Below are 16,049 nucleotides of genomic sequence, written 5' to 3'. Positions count from 1 at the left end.
AATATATCACTATCAAGCTAGTATCAACTTTCACTATATTCCTCACAAATAATAGAACTTTTAACTTAGCCGTAGATAAAATCTCTAATGTACCAATACGGTTCACAAATTATGTATAGAGCTTCAACATTGAAGTTTTCAATATTTATCTATTTATGCAAGTAAAATTCTAATTCCATAAAATTATCATTAGATTCTTTAAGTATGTTGAACCTCTACTTTTAAAAATGCATAGTTGTTTTTAACAGCTTTATAATTTGATGCCCTTATATAAAGTAAAGATCCATAGTCTTAAAATTTTACTCTTACATGTAGCAATTTTCCCTATAAATAGAGTCAGTTAATCAAGCTGACCATATTTGACTACATTGCCTATTTTTCCTTCACAGCATATAATCAACTTGACAATACATTATGTCAAAGTATAAAAATGGATTTAAAATATTAAAAAATAAGGACTTATAATGCAAAATACACAAATTAAACGTGTACACAGCTTCACTAATGATGTTTTAGAAGATTTTGATGCTGTAAAAATTGCTCAACTGATTAAAAATAAAGAAATTTCTTCAAAAGAAGTTATTCAAGCATCTATTTTACGCGCAAAAAAAGTAAATCCAGAACTTAATGCAATTGCATCAGAGCGTTTTGACAATGCATTAGAGAATATTAATTCAAATCAATCATCAACAGGCATTTTTTCAGGTGTTCCTTTTTTCTTTAAAGACAATACAGACTTCATAGGATTACCTACACATCATGGTTCTCAAGCAATCCATAGTACAGCTGTAAAAAAACACCCTAAAATTAGTCAACAGATTTTAGATCAAGGTTTTATTGTTTTAGGTAAAAGTAATTTGCCTGAATTTGGCTTAAATGCAACCACAGAATACCAAGATGGTTCCGCAACAAAAAACCCATGGCATACAGATTATTCATGTGGTGCATCATCTGGTGGCTCAGCAGCATTAGTTGCCTCTGGTGTTGTGCCTATTGCACATGCAAATGATGGTGGTGGATCCATCAGAATTCCAGCAGCTTGCAGTGGTTTAATTGGCTTAAAACCAACACGTGGTCGCACTTATAATAGTGATGCTGCCAGCATGTTACCAATTAATATTATTTCTGAAGGCGTTGTTACACGCAGTGTTCGGGATACTGCACATTTCTTTGCAGGCATGGAACAACGTTATGTGAATCCAAAACTTCCTAAAATTGGAAAGATTGAGCACAGTACAAATAGAAAGCTTCGCGTTGGTGTTATACAGCAATCAATTACTGGCAGTGTCGATTCTGAAACAGCAATTTGCTTAGAAAAAACAGCTCAGTTATTGGAATCTCTTGGCCATCATGTTGAATATTATCAACTGCCCTTTGCTCAAAACTTTGTAGATGACTTTAGTCATTACTGGGGCTTACTTTCTTTTATGTTACTTACTTTTGGTAATAGACTATTTGGAAGTGATTTTGAACGTCAAAAATTAGATCATTTAACCTGTGGTTTAGCCCAACTCTATAAAAATAATTTTTATAAAACACCTTTATTTATCTATCGATTAAAACAAATACAAAGCCAATACCAACAAATTTTCCAACATTATGATGTCTTACTTTCACCTGTACTCGCACATACAACGCCAAAACTCGGCTATATTTCCCCGCAATTAGAGTTTGATGAACTATTTCAGCGTATTCAAAATTATGTAACATTTACCCCGATTCAAAACATCGCAGGTGCACCAGCCATTTCATTGCCTATGAGTTATACTCAAGAATACCACTTGCCTATCGGTATGCAATTTTCTGCCAATTTAGGTGATGAAAAAACACTTATAGAGCTGGCATACCAAATTGAATCTGCGCGACCGTGGCGCAGAATTCAAGATTAACCTCATGTTTATCACCTTTAAATCTACAAAATAATGACAATGCAATTTAAATGTCATTACATAATTGTTTAAAAAACCGTTTTTAGAACGGTTTTTTAATTCGAATAAGTATGAAATTTATAGTACTTCAAATTCTATACGACGATTTTTCTTACGGCCTTCAGGCGTTGTATTATCTGCAACAGGTTTATTCGAACCTAAACCTTCCGTTGACATACTGTCCGCATTAATGTTTTTACCAATAAGGTAGTTTTTAACAGCAACAGCTCTTTCTTGGCTTAAGCTTAAATTTTTAGCAGGATCTCCTGAACTATCAGTATGGCCAATAATTTTGACCTTTTTTCCACCCACTTTATTTAAGGCTACAGCCATTTCATCTAAAATTTGAGTACCTGACGGTGCTAAAACAGCACTGCCCGATTCAAACTCAATAATTCGATTTTTGAGTGTTGCATCAATAATTTGTTGTTCAGCTGCATTTACGCTCAACTGAGCATTTACTTTATAATTGGGTACTAAACTTTGTAAGCGTTGTGCTGCTGGCTGTATATCATTGGGGTTCGTGACTTTCCCTGTTAAATTCACCTGTGTACCACGTACAGTTAAACTACCTTGTTTCACTTTTTTTAGATCATCATTAATGGTGGCACTGACATTACTACTCCACCCGTTTGGCGCGGTGACCATCTTAACTTGAATCTTATCGACGACATTTTCACGCCCATAGGTGGTATACAGTTTATTTAAGATTTCCTGCTTGGCCATCTCATTTGGTACAGCGCCTTCCACAATAATCGGTTCTTGTGCAAATGCTATAAAACTGAGGCTTAAAGTAGATATAAGCATCAACCATTGCCTAATTAATTTATTGTTTTTCATTACTTTAGAATTTATCTTCATGAGAGTATGCCCAAAATTTGGTCTTTTTTGTGATCACTAGACTTCAATGAAAGTTTGTCTAAATAACTTAAATGCTTGAGCCAAACTCATTTGACGCTCACACAAACCTTGCTCCAAGGTTGCTAAACCTGCATTTTGCTCTAAATATGGCTCGATCCATTCAGTAGCTGTTAACGACACCCAATGATCACTTTGCATATTTTGTGTGAATACATCACTTAATGCACGAATATCAGCACCTTGGAAACCAAATAACAGTACAGGCGCATCGCTATGTAAAATGCCAATGAGTAGCTCGGCATTTTGCTTTGCCACAAACCTGCTGATCAAATTGACCCAAAAAGCTGCAATTTCATAGCAATAACTAATATTATTAATAGGTAAAATCAGAACTTTATTTAGTTTCGAGGTCCCTTGTTTTATTACAGGTTGTAATAGTAAACCCAGAGCAATCATGCTTTGAGCCAATTGCTCTGTACTTAAATGCAATAATTTGGCGAACGAATGTACCGTATGATGTTCATAGAATGAAGCCGTTTCATCTGTACCAAAAATTTGAATGTCATCACTTAATTTACTCAATTTATCCAATAAAATATCTGGATCTCGAATAGAACGCATAATTCGATTACGTTGATATAAATCAATGAGCGTTTGTTTATAACGGTATGGTGCATATTGAATATTGTCCTGTGGATCATCAATTTCTAACAGATGACATAGCACCATAGGAAATTGACGACCAGAACTGTCTTCACTACTAATTAAGTTAGCAACTAAAAACCTTTTATCTTGTGGACTAGCAATAAAAAAGTCCAACGATGGTAGGTTCGCATATTTTTCCTGAAACGCTTGATTTTGCATGGCATGTTCAAGCGCTTCAGTCATCCATTGATCGATCAATTGTATGAGAGAATACTGCCCGCGTGTCTTTAAAAAGTCACCTCGGGCTGGGCATTTTCCATAATACAAAGGGGTCGTTTTGACTTCGTACATGCTATTTTCCCCTTCAAACATCCATGTTTACATATTTTAGATACATCATGGCGCGCTCCCAGTTTGACCTTGCGGTACTGGTGATGGTGCAGATGCCGCTACTGGTGCTTGTGTTGTATTTATTGTTTGTGCTGCCACAACACGCACTGCTTTACTCGTAACAACTTTATCGGCCAAAATCATTCCGTTATAGCCCTGATTTGAACCTATGCCAGCTGTTCCGCTACCACTAATGAGGCGGAAATTCATTTTTACAAACAGTTTTGGATCTTCTTTACTACGCCACAACATTTCAAAGGTATTCCCCGACTGTGTTCGTGTTGCCCCTTCAATTAAACGGTTAATACCATATTCACCAGGTTCATCAACAATCGTATGTGTTTTGCCTTCTAAATCTATGGCTGTAATACGTGCGCCTGGAATCGCGCCCTTATTTGGCCAAATGAAGTTCACCCACTGTTGTACCCCGTTTTCAAACACCATGCGCTGTCCATCAATTTCCACGGTATAAGACAATAATTGCGTATTTTCTTGTGGGTAGAATTGGAAATTAGATTGGTTTGTTGCTGCAGGTGCTGATGAATTCTGGTTTAGTTCACCCGTTGCCACACCATTACTTGGCGCAACATAAGCTTGAAAGCTCGCCACAAATTGTGGATTTAAGCTAATACCTAAATCTTTCCATGTCTTAGACGTTAAGGTATAACCACGGCGAATAACCAGTGGATCAAGATACTCTTTTACAAAGCGTGCAATACTGCCATTTTCACCAAAAATTTGACCAATTTCATTGCTTGTTGCTTGTACAGTTGCACCAGCTTTAAATGGATATTTATTTGATAAATTGGTGCCAAATGGTTGATAAGCTTGAATCGTCCACAGTTTATTTAACTCATCTTGTGCTGGAATCACCAAAGTTTCAAATGACTGTGTTAATGGTGCCATCAAAAGTTTTTGTAATTGCTGTTGATCAGCTTCTTTCAAGCCCACTGCCATTTTTTCATCAACATATTTTTGTGTAATGTTGAATACCGACGTTTGGTCGTTAATGGTTTGTTTAACCAAAGCCATACTGGCTGGGCCTATGTCACCAGCACTACGTAAATCATTAAACTTACTGCGGACTTGACCTAGGTTTGCCATATATTCATCGAGTAAGGATTTATTTTGTAAATCGTCACGTTTACGCACCAACTGATAGAACATTTGGAATTCTTTTGAGATCACACCTTGTGTAGCAGTAGATGCATTGCTTTGTGCAATTTTAGCTTCATCACGGCTGAGTACTTTGCGTTTAAACCATGCAATAAATCCTTTTTGAGGTGCAGCTAACTCTGCTTGTACGACTGGATTATCCCAACTGGTTTCTTGCGCAACGCGGTTCAACACGATACGAATTGGTGAATTTTCAGGCTCGCCAAGCACATCAATAATTTTAACTTGCTGTGCAAAACTGTTGCCTTTTGCATAATGCGTAGCATTTAAGAATTTACGCCATTCAGCAATGTACTCTTGCTTATATAACTCGGTAAGCTGTTTACGAATTTGCTCAGGACTGCCACTAAAGGTCAAATCATCTGATTGGTTCATATTCAATACCCAGTCTTTAGAATCGGTTGGGCTATTGGCCGCTTGTTCGATGGCATCTTTTACATAATTGTCCCAAGCTTGATAAGTAAATATCCCTGGTAAGGCATAAGAACCCAACATTGTAGACTGACCGGCTTCACCAATGATTTGTTTCACCGTTAGTGCAGGAAAACGAACCGATCCACGCATTTTAATTTCGTTGTATACGCGATCTCGTGCAGGTATGCCTGTACTTACTGACATTAAGATTTGTCGTGTTTGATCTACCAATTGTGTGTCAGAATTCATACGTGGAAACAGCGGATCATTGGCCAAGGTCATCGCATAAGATAAAATCTGCTCCGCTTTTTGAATCATGTCACCACGTTCCATTTGGCCACGGTTTGAGTCTAACCATGAACGCCAAAAACGCGTTACTTGATCACTTAAGTGACTTGATTCTCTGTACTGAGGATTACTTAACATTAAATAAGCTTTTAAAGCATTATAAGCATCTTGTGGGCTTGTATCTGAAGGTTCTAAATATGGTTGCTTACTTTGAACAGCTTGATTTAACTTCACATTGACATGATTTTCGCGCAAAGTTGCTTCATTACTTTTTACACGTTGTAAGTATTGCGCCATGTTCTGTTGTGCAGGTTGAAGTACAATTTGTTGGATGCCCTTCAAATATTCTGCCTTCAATTTTTCACGCACTGCATTGCCTTGATACAAACCGAAGCTGTATTTTAAAGGTCGATCCTCATCAAAATGATCAAGTTGTTGTAAATGACCTTGTAGAATGAGCAAAGCATCCATTTGTGTTGCTAAATTTCCTGAAGCATTATTTTCCATTTGCACGACTTTATTTAAATCGGCTTGAACTTCAGCAATTAACTGTTGGTTATTTCGATATGACCACACCCAAACACTCAAAATAATTGCAACTGCAATTAAAGCGCCTAAAAATGACATAAAGCGCTGACGCTTTCTTGCAGGATTAATATGCTGTTTTACAAGGTTTTTATCTTTTAAGATAACATTTGAAAATAGCCCTTTTAAGAAATAACCATGATCTTGAGAAATAGAATTGGTCGGTACCCCAAAATTGGTATCATCACTACGAATTAAGTGAAAATCTTCCGCCAATTGCTCAGTCATTGGGCTTTCAATCGTACCTTCTTGTAAAGCACTGGTAAAATAGAAGCCACGAAAAACCGGTTTAAACTGATAGGGATTGTCTTGAAATAATGTGCCAATAAAGGTTTTTAAAACAGGTTTTAAGGTTTTAAATTCCAATGGAAAGGTCATAACACTTGGCGAAATATTTTGTGAATGGCGGCGACTAAGATGTGTTGTACTTACACCCTTTAAACCGTCATATAACAAACCGTAGTGTTTTTCAAATAACTCAGTCGCCTGATCTGATGTATTTGGATCATAAGGTAAAGTTGCACCCCAGACTTGATCAAATTCATCTTTGTCATAACATTCAAAAAATTCAGTAAATCCTGCAATCAAATCCATTTTAGAAAAAACAACATATACAGGTGCAAAAATTTCTAGGCGCTCGGTAATATCTTGCACTCGTGCACGCAAGTTTTTTGCTAATTTAATGGTTTTTTCTGGGCTTTGACTTACTAATTCCGCCACACTAACGACCAAAATTAGGCCATTTACAGGTGCTTTAGAACGATTTTTTTTCAGTAAGCCTAAAAAACCTAACCATTCATTATGGTCTTCTGCATAAACAGAATAACGCCCCGCCGTATCAAGCAATACACCTTCAGTTGAAAAAAACCAATCACAATTTCGTGTCCCACTTAAGCCCGAAGACACCATCTTTTGATGTGTTTCTTCAAACGGAAAGCGTAAACCAGAATTGTAAATTGCAGAACTTTTACCTGCTGCAGGATTGCCAATCACCATGTACCACGGTAATTCATATAAAGCAGCATTGCCCTTTTTATCACCAAGCTTAGACTTACGGATCAATTGAATTGAGTCTTTCATTTGCTGATGAATTAACTGCAATTCTTCTTTATCTTTTTGTTTTCCGTATTCAGACTCTGTATCTTTAGCAATAGCTTCGGCTAGTTCTTCACCTTGTTGGCGATTTTTTCGATATTGAACCAGCTCATAAATGCCCCAAATAATTAAGCCAATGATGTAAATCGCGACTAAAATCCAAAAAATCTTAGGCGGTACGGAATTATTCATTGCAATTAAAGCAACAAACATTGACAGTGCCATCATTGCTTTGGGGTTAGTGACATACTGCCACACGTAGCCAAGCAAGGTATAAAATAATGTGCTCACGTTATTCTCTTTATACTTTCTTAATTTTGAGTAATGACTGTTTCAGACTGATCAAATTCATAAGCTTTGAAAAAAGCATACGTTGAATCTTGCTCGGTACTGTAAATCATATTGATCATCTCTTCTGGCAGGTGCATACCCAGCATAAAACCAAATACTTTTGATAAATTTTGTGTATGTCCAAGATTTTGTTTTGTATATAAAAAATGATGAAAATCTATCGCAGTGTCTTCAAATACGCGCTGTAAGGTTTTGGTTGTTTTAACATCGTTCGCATCATCTAATACCAATACAAAGGGATGCTCTTGCTGAAACTGCTCTAATTCATTTAATTGATTATTTTTTAAATAATTCGAAAAATTATTTTCATTCACGCTCAACCATAATGTAGTAAGTGGTTGTAAATCAAGTAATACTGTCGATGTATTCGCTACACACCAACTTGATACAAATTCAGATGCAATATACTGCTCATTTAACCAAAAGCGTTCATCTAAACATTCCTGATCAATTTCTGAATCTACACTAATTAAAAAGTTCACTTCATTGGCTGTATTCGCGGCATCTTTCAGTAATTTTGTCCATTCACTATAGGCTGTTTGGCTACTAAAAAAATGATGCTCAATCTGAATTTGCTCAGGCAAAATCGCATATTGAATGCTCAACGCTTCCTGAAGTTCAAATTTACTTTGCTCATTCCATTGGTGAATTAAGTTTTCAGCCAATAAAATATGTACAGTAAAACGATTTAAGCGTGGCACTTCCTGTACAGGTGTTTTATCTTCTTCATGATCATCTACAAAATTTTCTTGCGTCCAGCCTGGATGCATTTTGTATTGGTAAGCCAATTCACTATCATAAAATAATGCTGATTGCTTTAAATGATTGGAAACCATCGCTAAAGTTTCAGCATGCTGTTCAAATTGCTGACGTATTAAAGAATGGATCCGCTTTTCTCTCATACTCATGACAGGCAGATCATCCTCATCTAAGGTTGAATCAATCAAATCATCTAAGTCCTGAATACGATAACTTAAAATAGGCAAACCATAGCTATTCATAAGTTTTCGGTACAGCTCAGGACTTTTAAATGCTTTAATACTGTCAATGATTTCAGTATTTTCACCAAAACTATGCCAAGAATGTGCGGAATAAATATGCAGTTCAAATTGCTCACTTGGTAATTCTTTTGGACGCTCACGTTCTAAGGCATCAATTTGTTGTTGTTCATAACGCAAAGCTTCTTGCTCAGCTTGCTGTTGCTTTTTTTCTTTTTGTGCCTTCATTGCTTTAATGATGAAGACAGGTGCAAAAAAAACAGTCGTGATCATTAACGGTAAAGCTAAAAAATATAGACCTAAATCTATTGCAGATGGGTCATAAGCAGTATCACGCCAAAAATAAATCACACAGGCACTTACTAAAATAACTAAGCCAATCAAGGTGCTAAGAAATAATTTAATCATTGTTATTGTCCACCAATTAATGCATAACACGTTTCAGCATTGTCTTGCTGTTGTGTAGGCATTAGAAAAGCCCCTTGAGATAAACCGCAATGGCTATTTGCACTCAAACACAAAGGCTGAATCTCTTGTTTTTTTAAAATAAGTCGTACATCTACAGTTAATGTCGGTGTACACCAAGTTTGAATAATTTTTTTTAGTTTTATACTTTGCTCTTGATGAGGTAAAAAGCTTAGATAATCTTCACGTGTTAAAGGCCCGATCACAATTTCAATTTTTTCATCAATTTGACGAACTGTACTGCCACAAAATGTATTTATTCCCAGCATAAAATCATGCGTCCCCCCCAGACAAGTTTGCTGATCAGGTGCTAAATTAAATTTCTCAGAAATAAATTCTGTAATATCGAAATGTTGACTAAAAATACAGTTCAACATGGTTTTTAAGGCATGTGCATTATTGTTTTGCCCCTGCATCAAACCCGAAAATTCAGCAAAATAATCATCTAATTCTTGCTGTGCATGCTGTTCACTGACATAACCTGCTAATGCATGAATAATATTTAAATAACTATTTTCATTTTCAATTTCATAACGGATCGGTAGCTGATAGTTAATACTCGCATCAACATATTGTGCGGTTAACTTATGATTGAATAGCGATAAAAAACTTAAAGTTTCATCACGTTGATGCCGGCCACTTAGCTTTATTTTATTGGTATAGCTATAAGGTAGAGCCCCTTGCATACCCGTTAGGCCAATAATTAAATTGGTTAAATGGACTTGTTCATCCTCAAGCTTCAAACTTTCAATTTCAGTTAATGGAAATGTTAAATTGAGAGAACTTCGAAAGTTAAAGTCATAAGACCAATGCTGTTGCGTTTTTACAGGTGCGTGCCTAAGCAAGCGTACGGCCTGAACAAAATCATAACTTTGAGGTTGATCAAACAATCCTTGGATTACAGAAGCATTTTGCCACCAACGTTCTGCACGCATTGGTATATCTCCTGTTGGGTGTGTACGTCAAATATTTCGACATCAACAAAACTGTTCAAATTAACTCTTAAATTAAAGACATGACTTAACAACTGACTAAAAATATAGGCACTAAACCCACGAAAAACCTCTAAATCCAAGCTTATTTTTACTTTGACACCACGTACAAATAATGGAAATGGTTTGCTATTCACTAATTTTTGCGCAAGTGAAAAGTCGATTTCTTTAATCGCATCTATAATTAATTGATTTTCTTTACTCTTTGGTAGGTTATATAACTCTAGAAGCTCTTTAATATGAGCAACGGAATCCCCTTTCATTAACGACATATTATTTAATGAAAGCTGAGAAATAATTCGCCATTGTTCTTGCTTATTTTGCTCAAAATAAAAAGGTTGTGTTGGACGTTTCAGCATTAATGCACGTCGCGCCAAACTACTATCATTTAGCGTTAATATATTTTGGTCTTTGTTATAACTTTCATAAGGTAAATCACGATTCGTACACAAAAGTTCAGTACTAATAAAATCAGATTTTGTACTCGCAGGATCCAATGACTTAGAAATAATGCTATAACTCATTTCTTGTGATTTATTATTTAAACCTGAAGTTTTTAAGCTATAAAAAAACTTGACCTGATCATGCTGATAATGACTCATCGCAAAGAACGGTAAAATAGGATGCATAACTTCATCTTGTGCACTTTTTTCACGGACCATATTCATTTTTAAAATTGAATACGCCTGAAAATAATCAGGATGATGCGCATCTGTGACCAATGGATAATCCATGCGCTTATGATTAATTTTTTGTGGTTCTGCCTGCTTTTTAAATAAATTGATAATTGGCGTTGCAAATAATTTAAAATTAGCGGTGCTTAACTCTGAATAATTTCGTATAGAAGCTTGGTCATTTAAATTTAATTTAAAATGAATTTGCAACTCAAAGCTAGAATGTTCCAAAGCTAAATGTGAGATAGCATTCAAATTAAGTTTTAAAAAATTAAATTTTTCAGGAAAGCAAAAATATTCCATGAGTAAACGATAAGCATGATGCGTATGCTGATCTAACGGTAATATTCCATCAGCCTCATCAAAACCCATTAAGCTAAAAGGATTAGCAATATCATAACTTTCTTGACCTGCTTTAATACTAAAATGCGTTCCTTTTCTAAAAATATGGTCGAGCACTTGCAATGGAAAATGCGAAATAGCATCTAAGTAAATAGGCAGGTGTTGTTGTTCTAGTAAACGATGGCTTTTATTGAAAATATCAAAGACAAAACTTAAAGTCGCATTATGATTTAGATGCATTTGCGCTGTTGGATGCGTCTTAAAATGTATATTTTGCAAGGAAATAGGCATGATCGCCGTATCGTATGAGGTTGCATACTCACATTGAACACCACGAACACTTTTCGCTTTTAAAATAGTCGATCTAGGAATGAAATGTAATTCAGTCAATGTTTTTATTTTATTGATATCTTCAAATGACACCACAGAACTTGCTGGAAAAGGCTTAAGATATTGAGGAAACATGACCTCATAAATAGAGCGTGTAAAAACCTCATAGCTATCATCTAGCTTTTTATCAATACGTGCAGCCACCAAAGAAAAAGCTTGGATAAGACGTTCGATATGTGGATCATCAATTTGTTCTTGATTTAAAGATAAGCGTTGTGCAATTTTTGGATATTTGTTTGAAAAATCACGCGATTGCTGTGCAAATTCCTGTAATTGTTTTTCATAATATGGGAGTAGCTCTTCAATCACGGATAACTCACTTAGCTTTTAGGAGAAATAACATATTGTTGTGTGGTCGGTTTTAATAATGCATCAAATACGACTGGCTCATATAAAGGATGAATATTTAAAAATGCTTGAATACTTAAGCACAGCGCCCCCATATTGTTGCCTTCCATCAACATTTCAACCTTAATTTGCTTTAAACGAGGCTCATGTGCGGCAATTGACTTTTCAATGGATTGGCAAATTTTGTCACAATCTGTTGGGTTTGCAGTTGACAGACCAACAAAATCGATAATGCCAAATTGCAAAATTGACTTTTTAGCCAAAGGAAAATCCTCAATTAACTCACCAAAATTCGCCATTCGACTATTCAGTAAATCTTCTAAATCAGATGCAACGGATTCACGTAGTTCACTTAATGACAAGCCATTTTGTGCTTGTTGGTCGTTAGGCAACATACGATCGAACAATGTTGTCCGAAATCCAAATGGATAAAGTTGATCTAGGTTCATTTCATTCTTATGTATTGGCAAATCTATTAAATAATAAAATGATAGAGGCTGGCTGACGCCAACCCCTACTTTTTAAATTATTATGCAGCGTAAGACGCAGTGTTATTAGACAATGACCACTTCTTAGTAACAGCACCTTTTTGTGTACCGTTAATATCTTGTTGGTTGTATGTCCACTCAACAGCAGCATATTTCAAGCCAAATGCTTCGTGTGGAACACCTTCGTCATTCACGTTTGGTGTAACGCTTGAAACTAAAACATGTTTCAATTTAATTTGAAGATATTTAATACGCTTGTCGCCATTCGCACGATAGAAATCGATTTGAACTTCATCAAATGTATAACCAGCAGAACATGCTTCCCATAATTTCGGACTTGTTGCATCCAAGTCTTTTATGAAAATCATGTCTGAATGTTCTACACGTTCAGCTGTATGGCCACCAACACTTGAAGATGTTGCTGATTTAGGTTGACGGATATTGTGAGACCATGAATTAACTTCTAACCAGTTTTTATGTTCAGTGTCACGTGACTCACCATCAATTTTGTATTTGCCTCGAAACTGTACGTATATATCTTTCATTTTTAATTTTCCTATTTATTTAAAGTTATTATACTGTTGCATCAAAAATTAATTTGAAGACTGAGGAAGCTCAGTAACAAGTCGCAAAGAAACTGACAACTCATCCAACTGGAAATGCGGTCTTAAAAAGACCACAGATTTGTAGTGACCCGGTTCAGCTGGGTTTTCTACAACTTTTACAGAAGCTTCACGTAATGGATATTGAGCTTTGGCTTCTTGAGAAGCGCCATCATCTAATAACACATATTGTGAGAGCCAACTGTTTAAAAAGGCTTCTACATTACCTGCAGATGCAAAACTACCGACTTTGTCACGCATCATTGCTTTTAAATAATGTGCAATGCGGGATACAGCCATAATGTACTGAATTTGACTTGATAATGCTGAATTAGCATTCGCCGTATCGCTGTCATATTTTTTTGGTTTTTGCGTTGATTGTGCGCCAAAAAATGCCGCATAGTCCGTATTTTTACAGTGTACCAATGGAATAAAACCGAGGTCGCTTAACTCTTTTTCACGACGATCTGTAATTGCAATTTCTGTTGGGCATTTAAATACAACTTCACCATCATTGGTTTTAAAGGTATGAACAGGTAAACCTTCAACCAAACCGCCACCTTCAACACCACGAATTGCTGCACACCAACCATGCTGATCAAAGGCATTGGTTAAACGTGTACCAAAGGCATACGCGGCATTCATCCATAAATATTCATTGTGGTTTTCACCAGACACTTCTTCAACATAATTAAAGCCTTCCGTTGCATTACCTTCTTTAGGATGGTAAGGCAAACGACCTAATACACGTGGCATGGTTAACGCAACATAGCGCGCATCATCACTTTCACGGAAGGAACGCCATTGAACATATTCAGCAGTTTCAAAAATTTTACTCACATCACGAGGACGATCTATATCTGTAAATGACTCTAGACCAAACATGTCTGAAGACGTTGCTGAAATAAATGGTGCGTGTGCTGCTGCTGCCACATGTGAGATTTGTTCCAATAAATACATATCAGAAGGTGTACGATCAAATTCGAAGTCACCAATTAAAGTTGCATAAGGTGCCCCACCAAATGAACCATACTCTTCTTCGTAGATTTTTTTGAATAAAGTACTTTGATCGAAATCTGTAGCACCTTGGAAATCTTTAACCAATTCTTTTTTTGTTGTATTCAACATACGAATTTTAATTAAAGAGTTTGAAGGTGTTTCTTGACAAAAATAGTATAAACCACGCCAAGTTGATTCAATTTTTTGAAACTCTGCATGGTGCATAATTTTGCTTAATTGTTGTGAAATTAATGCATCAATCTCTGCAATACGCTTATCAATTGAAAGTGACATATTTTCAGACACAGTAATTGTACCAGCCATCACTTCTTTGGCTAATTCGCCAATCAGGCTTTTTGCACGGTCATGTTCTTGATCATTACGTGCAATACGACTTTGCTCAACAATTGAATCAAGTAAAGAATAGTTTTCAACTTCTGCAACAGATGCTGTAGCGGTATTAAAATTATTCACTTTCAACCTCCGCACTTAATTTACGTACTTGATCTGTATTTTTTAAAACATCATCTAATAGATCTTCAAGTCGTTCATTATTCGAAATTTTATTACGTAAATCAGTTAAACGCTCACGCGCTTCTACAAGCTTACGAAGCGGGTCTACATTTTGTACAACGTGCTCAGGAGTAAAATCTGCCATGCTGGTAAAGGTTAAATCTACACCAATTTTCCCACCTTCTTCAGTCAATGTATTTTCGACTTGAAAGCTTGCACGTGGTGCTAAAGATTCCATTACTTCATCAATATTGTCTAAATCAACATTAATAAACTTTTTATCTTTCAGCTTGGTCTTTTCCACTTCTGAAGCTGCAGAAAAGTCACCTAATACACCAACAACAAAAGGTAATTCTTTTACTTCTTTACCATCACCTACTTCAACATCGTAAGTAAGCTGTACACGCGGCGGACGTATACGTTGTAATTTTTTTTGAACGCTTTCACGCTTTGACATAATTTAATTTCCTATTTTTTTATTTATTTAATGACGCAAATGGAGATGAGCCAGAATGAGCAGGTGCTGATTTAACAGCGGGTTGTTCTTTTTTTACAGTTGCAGTAGTTTTTGCAAAGGTTTTAGGTTTTGAAGGTTTATCTGCGGATACAGTGCTTTTATTTCTTTTCGATTGTGTCGTTGATTTTAAGGAAGACTTCGATGACTTATTTGATTTGCTCTTAAAACTTTCGTCTTCAGATTCTAATGGCTTTTCAACTGTCGGCTGAGCAAAGCGAATGGTTTCCGCGAGTTTTTTTGCAGGTGCATAACTCGTTTCAGTTAAAGAGCGTAATTCTGTTGAACGCATTTGATTCAGAGCATTTTGAGCAATACTTACACCAGCCAAAAATGTTACATCGGTTAATTCACGTGAGCTCACATTTTGGCTACGCAATTGATTGATCACTTCTAATGCTTTTAAGTTATAACCTAAACCTTGATAGCGTTGCGCAATTTTTAATGATAATTCTTGCTTTAAAGCATCATTCTTTCGATTGCTTTTATCACAAAGTTGATTGTAAAAATTAACGAGTTCAGCATCTGTATCACCCACAGCAACCGGATAATCTTTTAAACAAGATTTACTGATTTCTTGCGTCTGATCTTTTGCAAAGCTGAATTGCGTTAAGCTTGCCGTAAGGACAAACGTTAAAATGAGATTATACTTATTCAAAATAGCCTCTATCTTGGTATTAATTTTAATTTATATAATATTATTCATGTGAGATTGATCACAAATTTCTTGCAATCATACTCTCAATTATTCTTGATTAAAAAATATGCCAACAATTCTAACAAAAGAACTAGCTATGAAGTCAATACAAAAATAGAAAATAATTAACAATTTTTGTCAGTTTCTCTTGAATAATTTTGTATTTAAGTCTTAACATGCAATGGAATTATCTTTGTTTTTTTAAAAAATTATGTAAAATATCCAACATAGTTTTGATTTGTTTAATATAAACAATTGATTTAAAACAAAATACTAAAAACAGTTAGAATCAGG

General features: G+C 35.6%; 12 protein-coding genes. 1 reads left to right on the top strand and 11 read right to left on the bottom strand.

What is annotated here, in order from left to right; all coding sequences use genetic code 11:
* Window positions 1-464 precede the first annotated feature (464 nt).
* Window positions 465-1,889, top strand: coding sequence for an amidase (locus tag EXE29_RS14260; RefSeq protein ID WP_120364900.1), 1,425 nt, complete (start codon window positions 465-467; stop codon window positions 1,887-1,889).
* Between the two features lie 117 nt (window positions 1,890-2,006).
* Here the strand turns inward: EXE29_RS14260 and EXE29_RS14255 are convergent, their stop codons facing one another.
* The 11 genes from EXE29_RS14255 to EXE29_RS14205 all read right to left on the bottom strand — a co-directional run bounded on the left by EXE29_RS14255 (window position 2,007) and on the right by EXE29_RS14205 (window position 15,716).
* Window positions 2,007-2,735, bottom strand: a complete 729-nt coding sequence (locus tag EXE29_RS14255) for an OmpA family protein (RefSeq protein WP_410159316.1) — start codon at window positions 2,733-2,735, stop codon at window positions 2,007-2,009.
* Window positions 2,736-2,825: 90 nt separating this feature from the next.
* Window positions 2,826-3,785 (bottom strand): type VI secretion system-associated protein TagF, encoded by a 960-nt coding sequence (tagF, locus tag EXE29_RS14250; RefSeq protein WP_117008044.1) that lies wholly within the window; start codon window positions 3,783-3,785, stop codon window positions 2,826-2,828.
* A gap of 45 nt (window positions 3,786-3,830) precedes the next feature.
* Window positions 3,831-7,673, bottom strand: a complete 3,843-nt coding sequence (tssM, locus tag EXE29_RS14245) for a type VI secretion system membrane subunit TssM (RefSeq protein ID WP_120364899.1) — start codon at window positions 7,671-7,673, stop codon at window positions 3,831-3,833.
* A 20-nt stretch (window positions 7,674-7,693) separates the two neighbouring features.
* Entirely contained in the window at window positions 7,694-9,139 is a 1,446-nt protein-coding gene (locus tag EXE29_RS14240; protein ID WP_120364898.1) for a hypothetical protein, read from the bottom strand.
* Window positions 9,140-9,141: 2 nt separating this feature from the next.
* Complete coding sequence (gene tssG / locus EXE29_RS14235; RefSeq protein WP_117008041.1) at window positions 9,142-10,131, bottom strand: type VI secretion system baseplate subunit TssG; 990 nt, start codon at window positions 10,129-10,131, stop codon at window positions 9,142-9,144.
* Window positions 10,095-11,903 carry a type VI secretion system baseplate subunit TssF gene (tssF, locus tag EXE29_RS14230; protein WP_106986319.1) on the bottom strand — a complete coding sequence of 603 codons (1,809 nt, stop codon included), beginning with the start codon at window positions 11,901-11,903 and terminating at the stop codon, window positions 10,095-10,097. Before tssF ends, tssG begins: the two co-directional genes overlap by 37 nt.
* Window positions 11,904-11,914: 11 nt before the next feature.
* Entirely contained in the window at window positions 11,915-12,391 is a 477-nt protein-coding gene (gene tssE, locus EXE29_RS14225) for a type VI secretion system baseplate subunit TssE (RefSeq protein ID WP_120364897.1), read from the bottom strand.
* An 80-nt stretch (window positions 12,392-12,471) separates the two neighbouring features.
* Complete coding sequence (locus EXE29_RS14220; RefSeq protein WP_120364896.1) at window positions 12,472-12,975, bottom strand: Hcp family type VI secretion system effector; 504 nt, start codon at window positions 12,973-12,975, stop codon at window positions 12,472-12,474.
* A 48-nt stretch (window positions 12,976-13,023) separates the two neighbouring features.
* The gene (gene tssC, locus EXE29_RS14215) at window positions 13,024-14,505 is read right to left on the bottom strand and encodes a type VI secretion system contractile sheath large subunit (RefSeq protein WP_120364895.1); all 1,482 of its coding nucleotides are present in this window, start codon (window positions 14,503-14,505) and stop codon (window positions 13,024-13,026) included.
* A complete protein-coding gene (gene tssB / locus EXE29_RS14210) occupies window positions 14,498-15,001 on the bottom strand; it encodes a type VI secretion system contractile sheath small subunit (RefSeq protein ID WP_120364894.1) in 504 nt (167 codons plus the stop codon). Before tssB ends, tssC begins: the two co-directional genes overlap by 8 nt.
* 19 nt (window positions 15,002-15,020) lie before the next feature.
* On the bottom strand, window positions 15,021-15,716 hold the full coding sequence (locus EXE29_RS14205) for a hypothetical protein (protein WP_228198816.1): 696 nt from the start codon (window positions 15,714-15,716) through the stop codon (window positions 15,021-15,023).
* Between the last annotated feature and the right edge of the window lie 333 nt (window positions 15,717-16,049).

It is taken from the genome of Acinetobacter sp. WCHAc060006, assembly GCF_004209135.1.
GTDB classification, from domain to species: Bacteria; Pseudomonadota; Gammaproteobacteria; order Pseudomonadales; family Moraxellaceae; genus Acinetobacter; species Acinetobacter cumulans.
The sequence above is the reverse complement of the archived record's forward strand: the minus strand, read 5'-3'. Positions and strand labels throughout refer to the sequence as shown.

Coding starts and splice junctions, on each gene's coding strand:
- EXE29_RS14260 (WP_120364900.1), top strand. CDS start 465: ATGCAAAATACACAAATTAAACGTGTACACAGCTTCACTAATGATGTT.
- EXE29_RS14255 (WP_410159316.1), bottom strand. CDS start 2,735: ATGCTTATATCTACTTTAAGCCTCAGTTTTATAGCATTTGCACAAGAA.
- tagF (WP_117008044.1), bottom strand. CDS start 3,785: ATGTACGAAGTCAAAACGACCCCTTTGTATTATGGAAAATGCCCAGCC.
- EXE29_RS14240 (WP_120364898.1), bottom strand. CDS start 9,139: ATGATTAAATTATTTCTTAGCACCTTGATTGGCTTAGTTATTTTAGTA.
- tssG (WP_117008041.1), bottom strand. CDS start 10,131: ATGCGTGCAGAACGTTGGTGGCAAAATGCTTCTGTAATCCAAGGATTG.
- tssE (WP_120364897.1), bottom strand. CDS start 12,391: ATGAACCTAGATCAACTTTATCCATTTGGATTTCGGACAACATTGTTC.
- EXE29_RS14220 (WP_120364896.1), bottom strand. CDS start 12,975: ATGAAAGATATATACGTACAGTTTCGAGGCAAATACAAAATTGATGGT.
- tssB (WP_120364894.1), bottom strand. CDS start 15,001: ATGTCAAAGCGTGAAAGCGTTCAAAAAAAATTACAACGTATACGTCCG.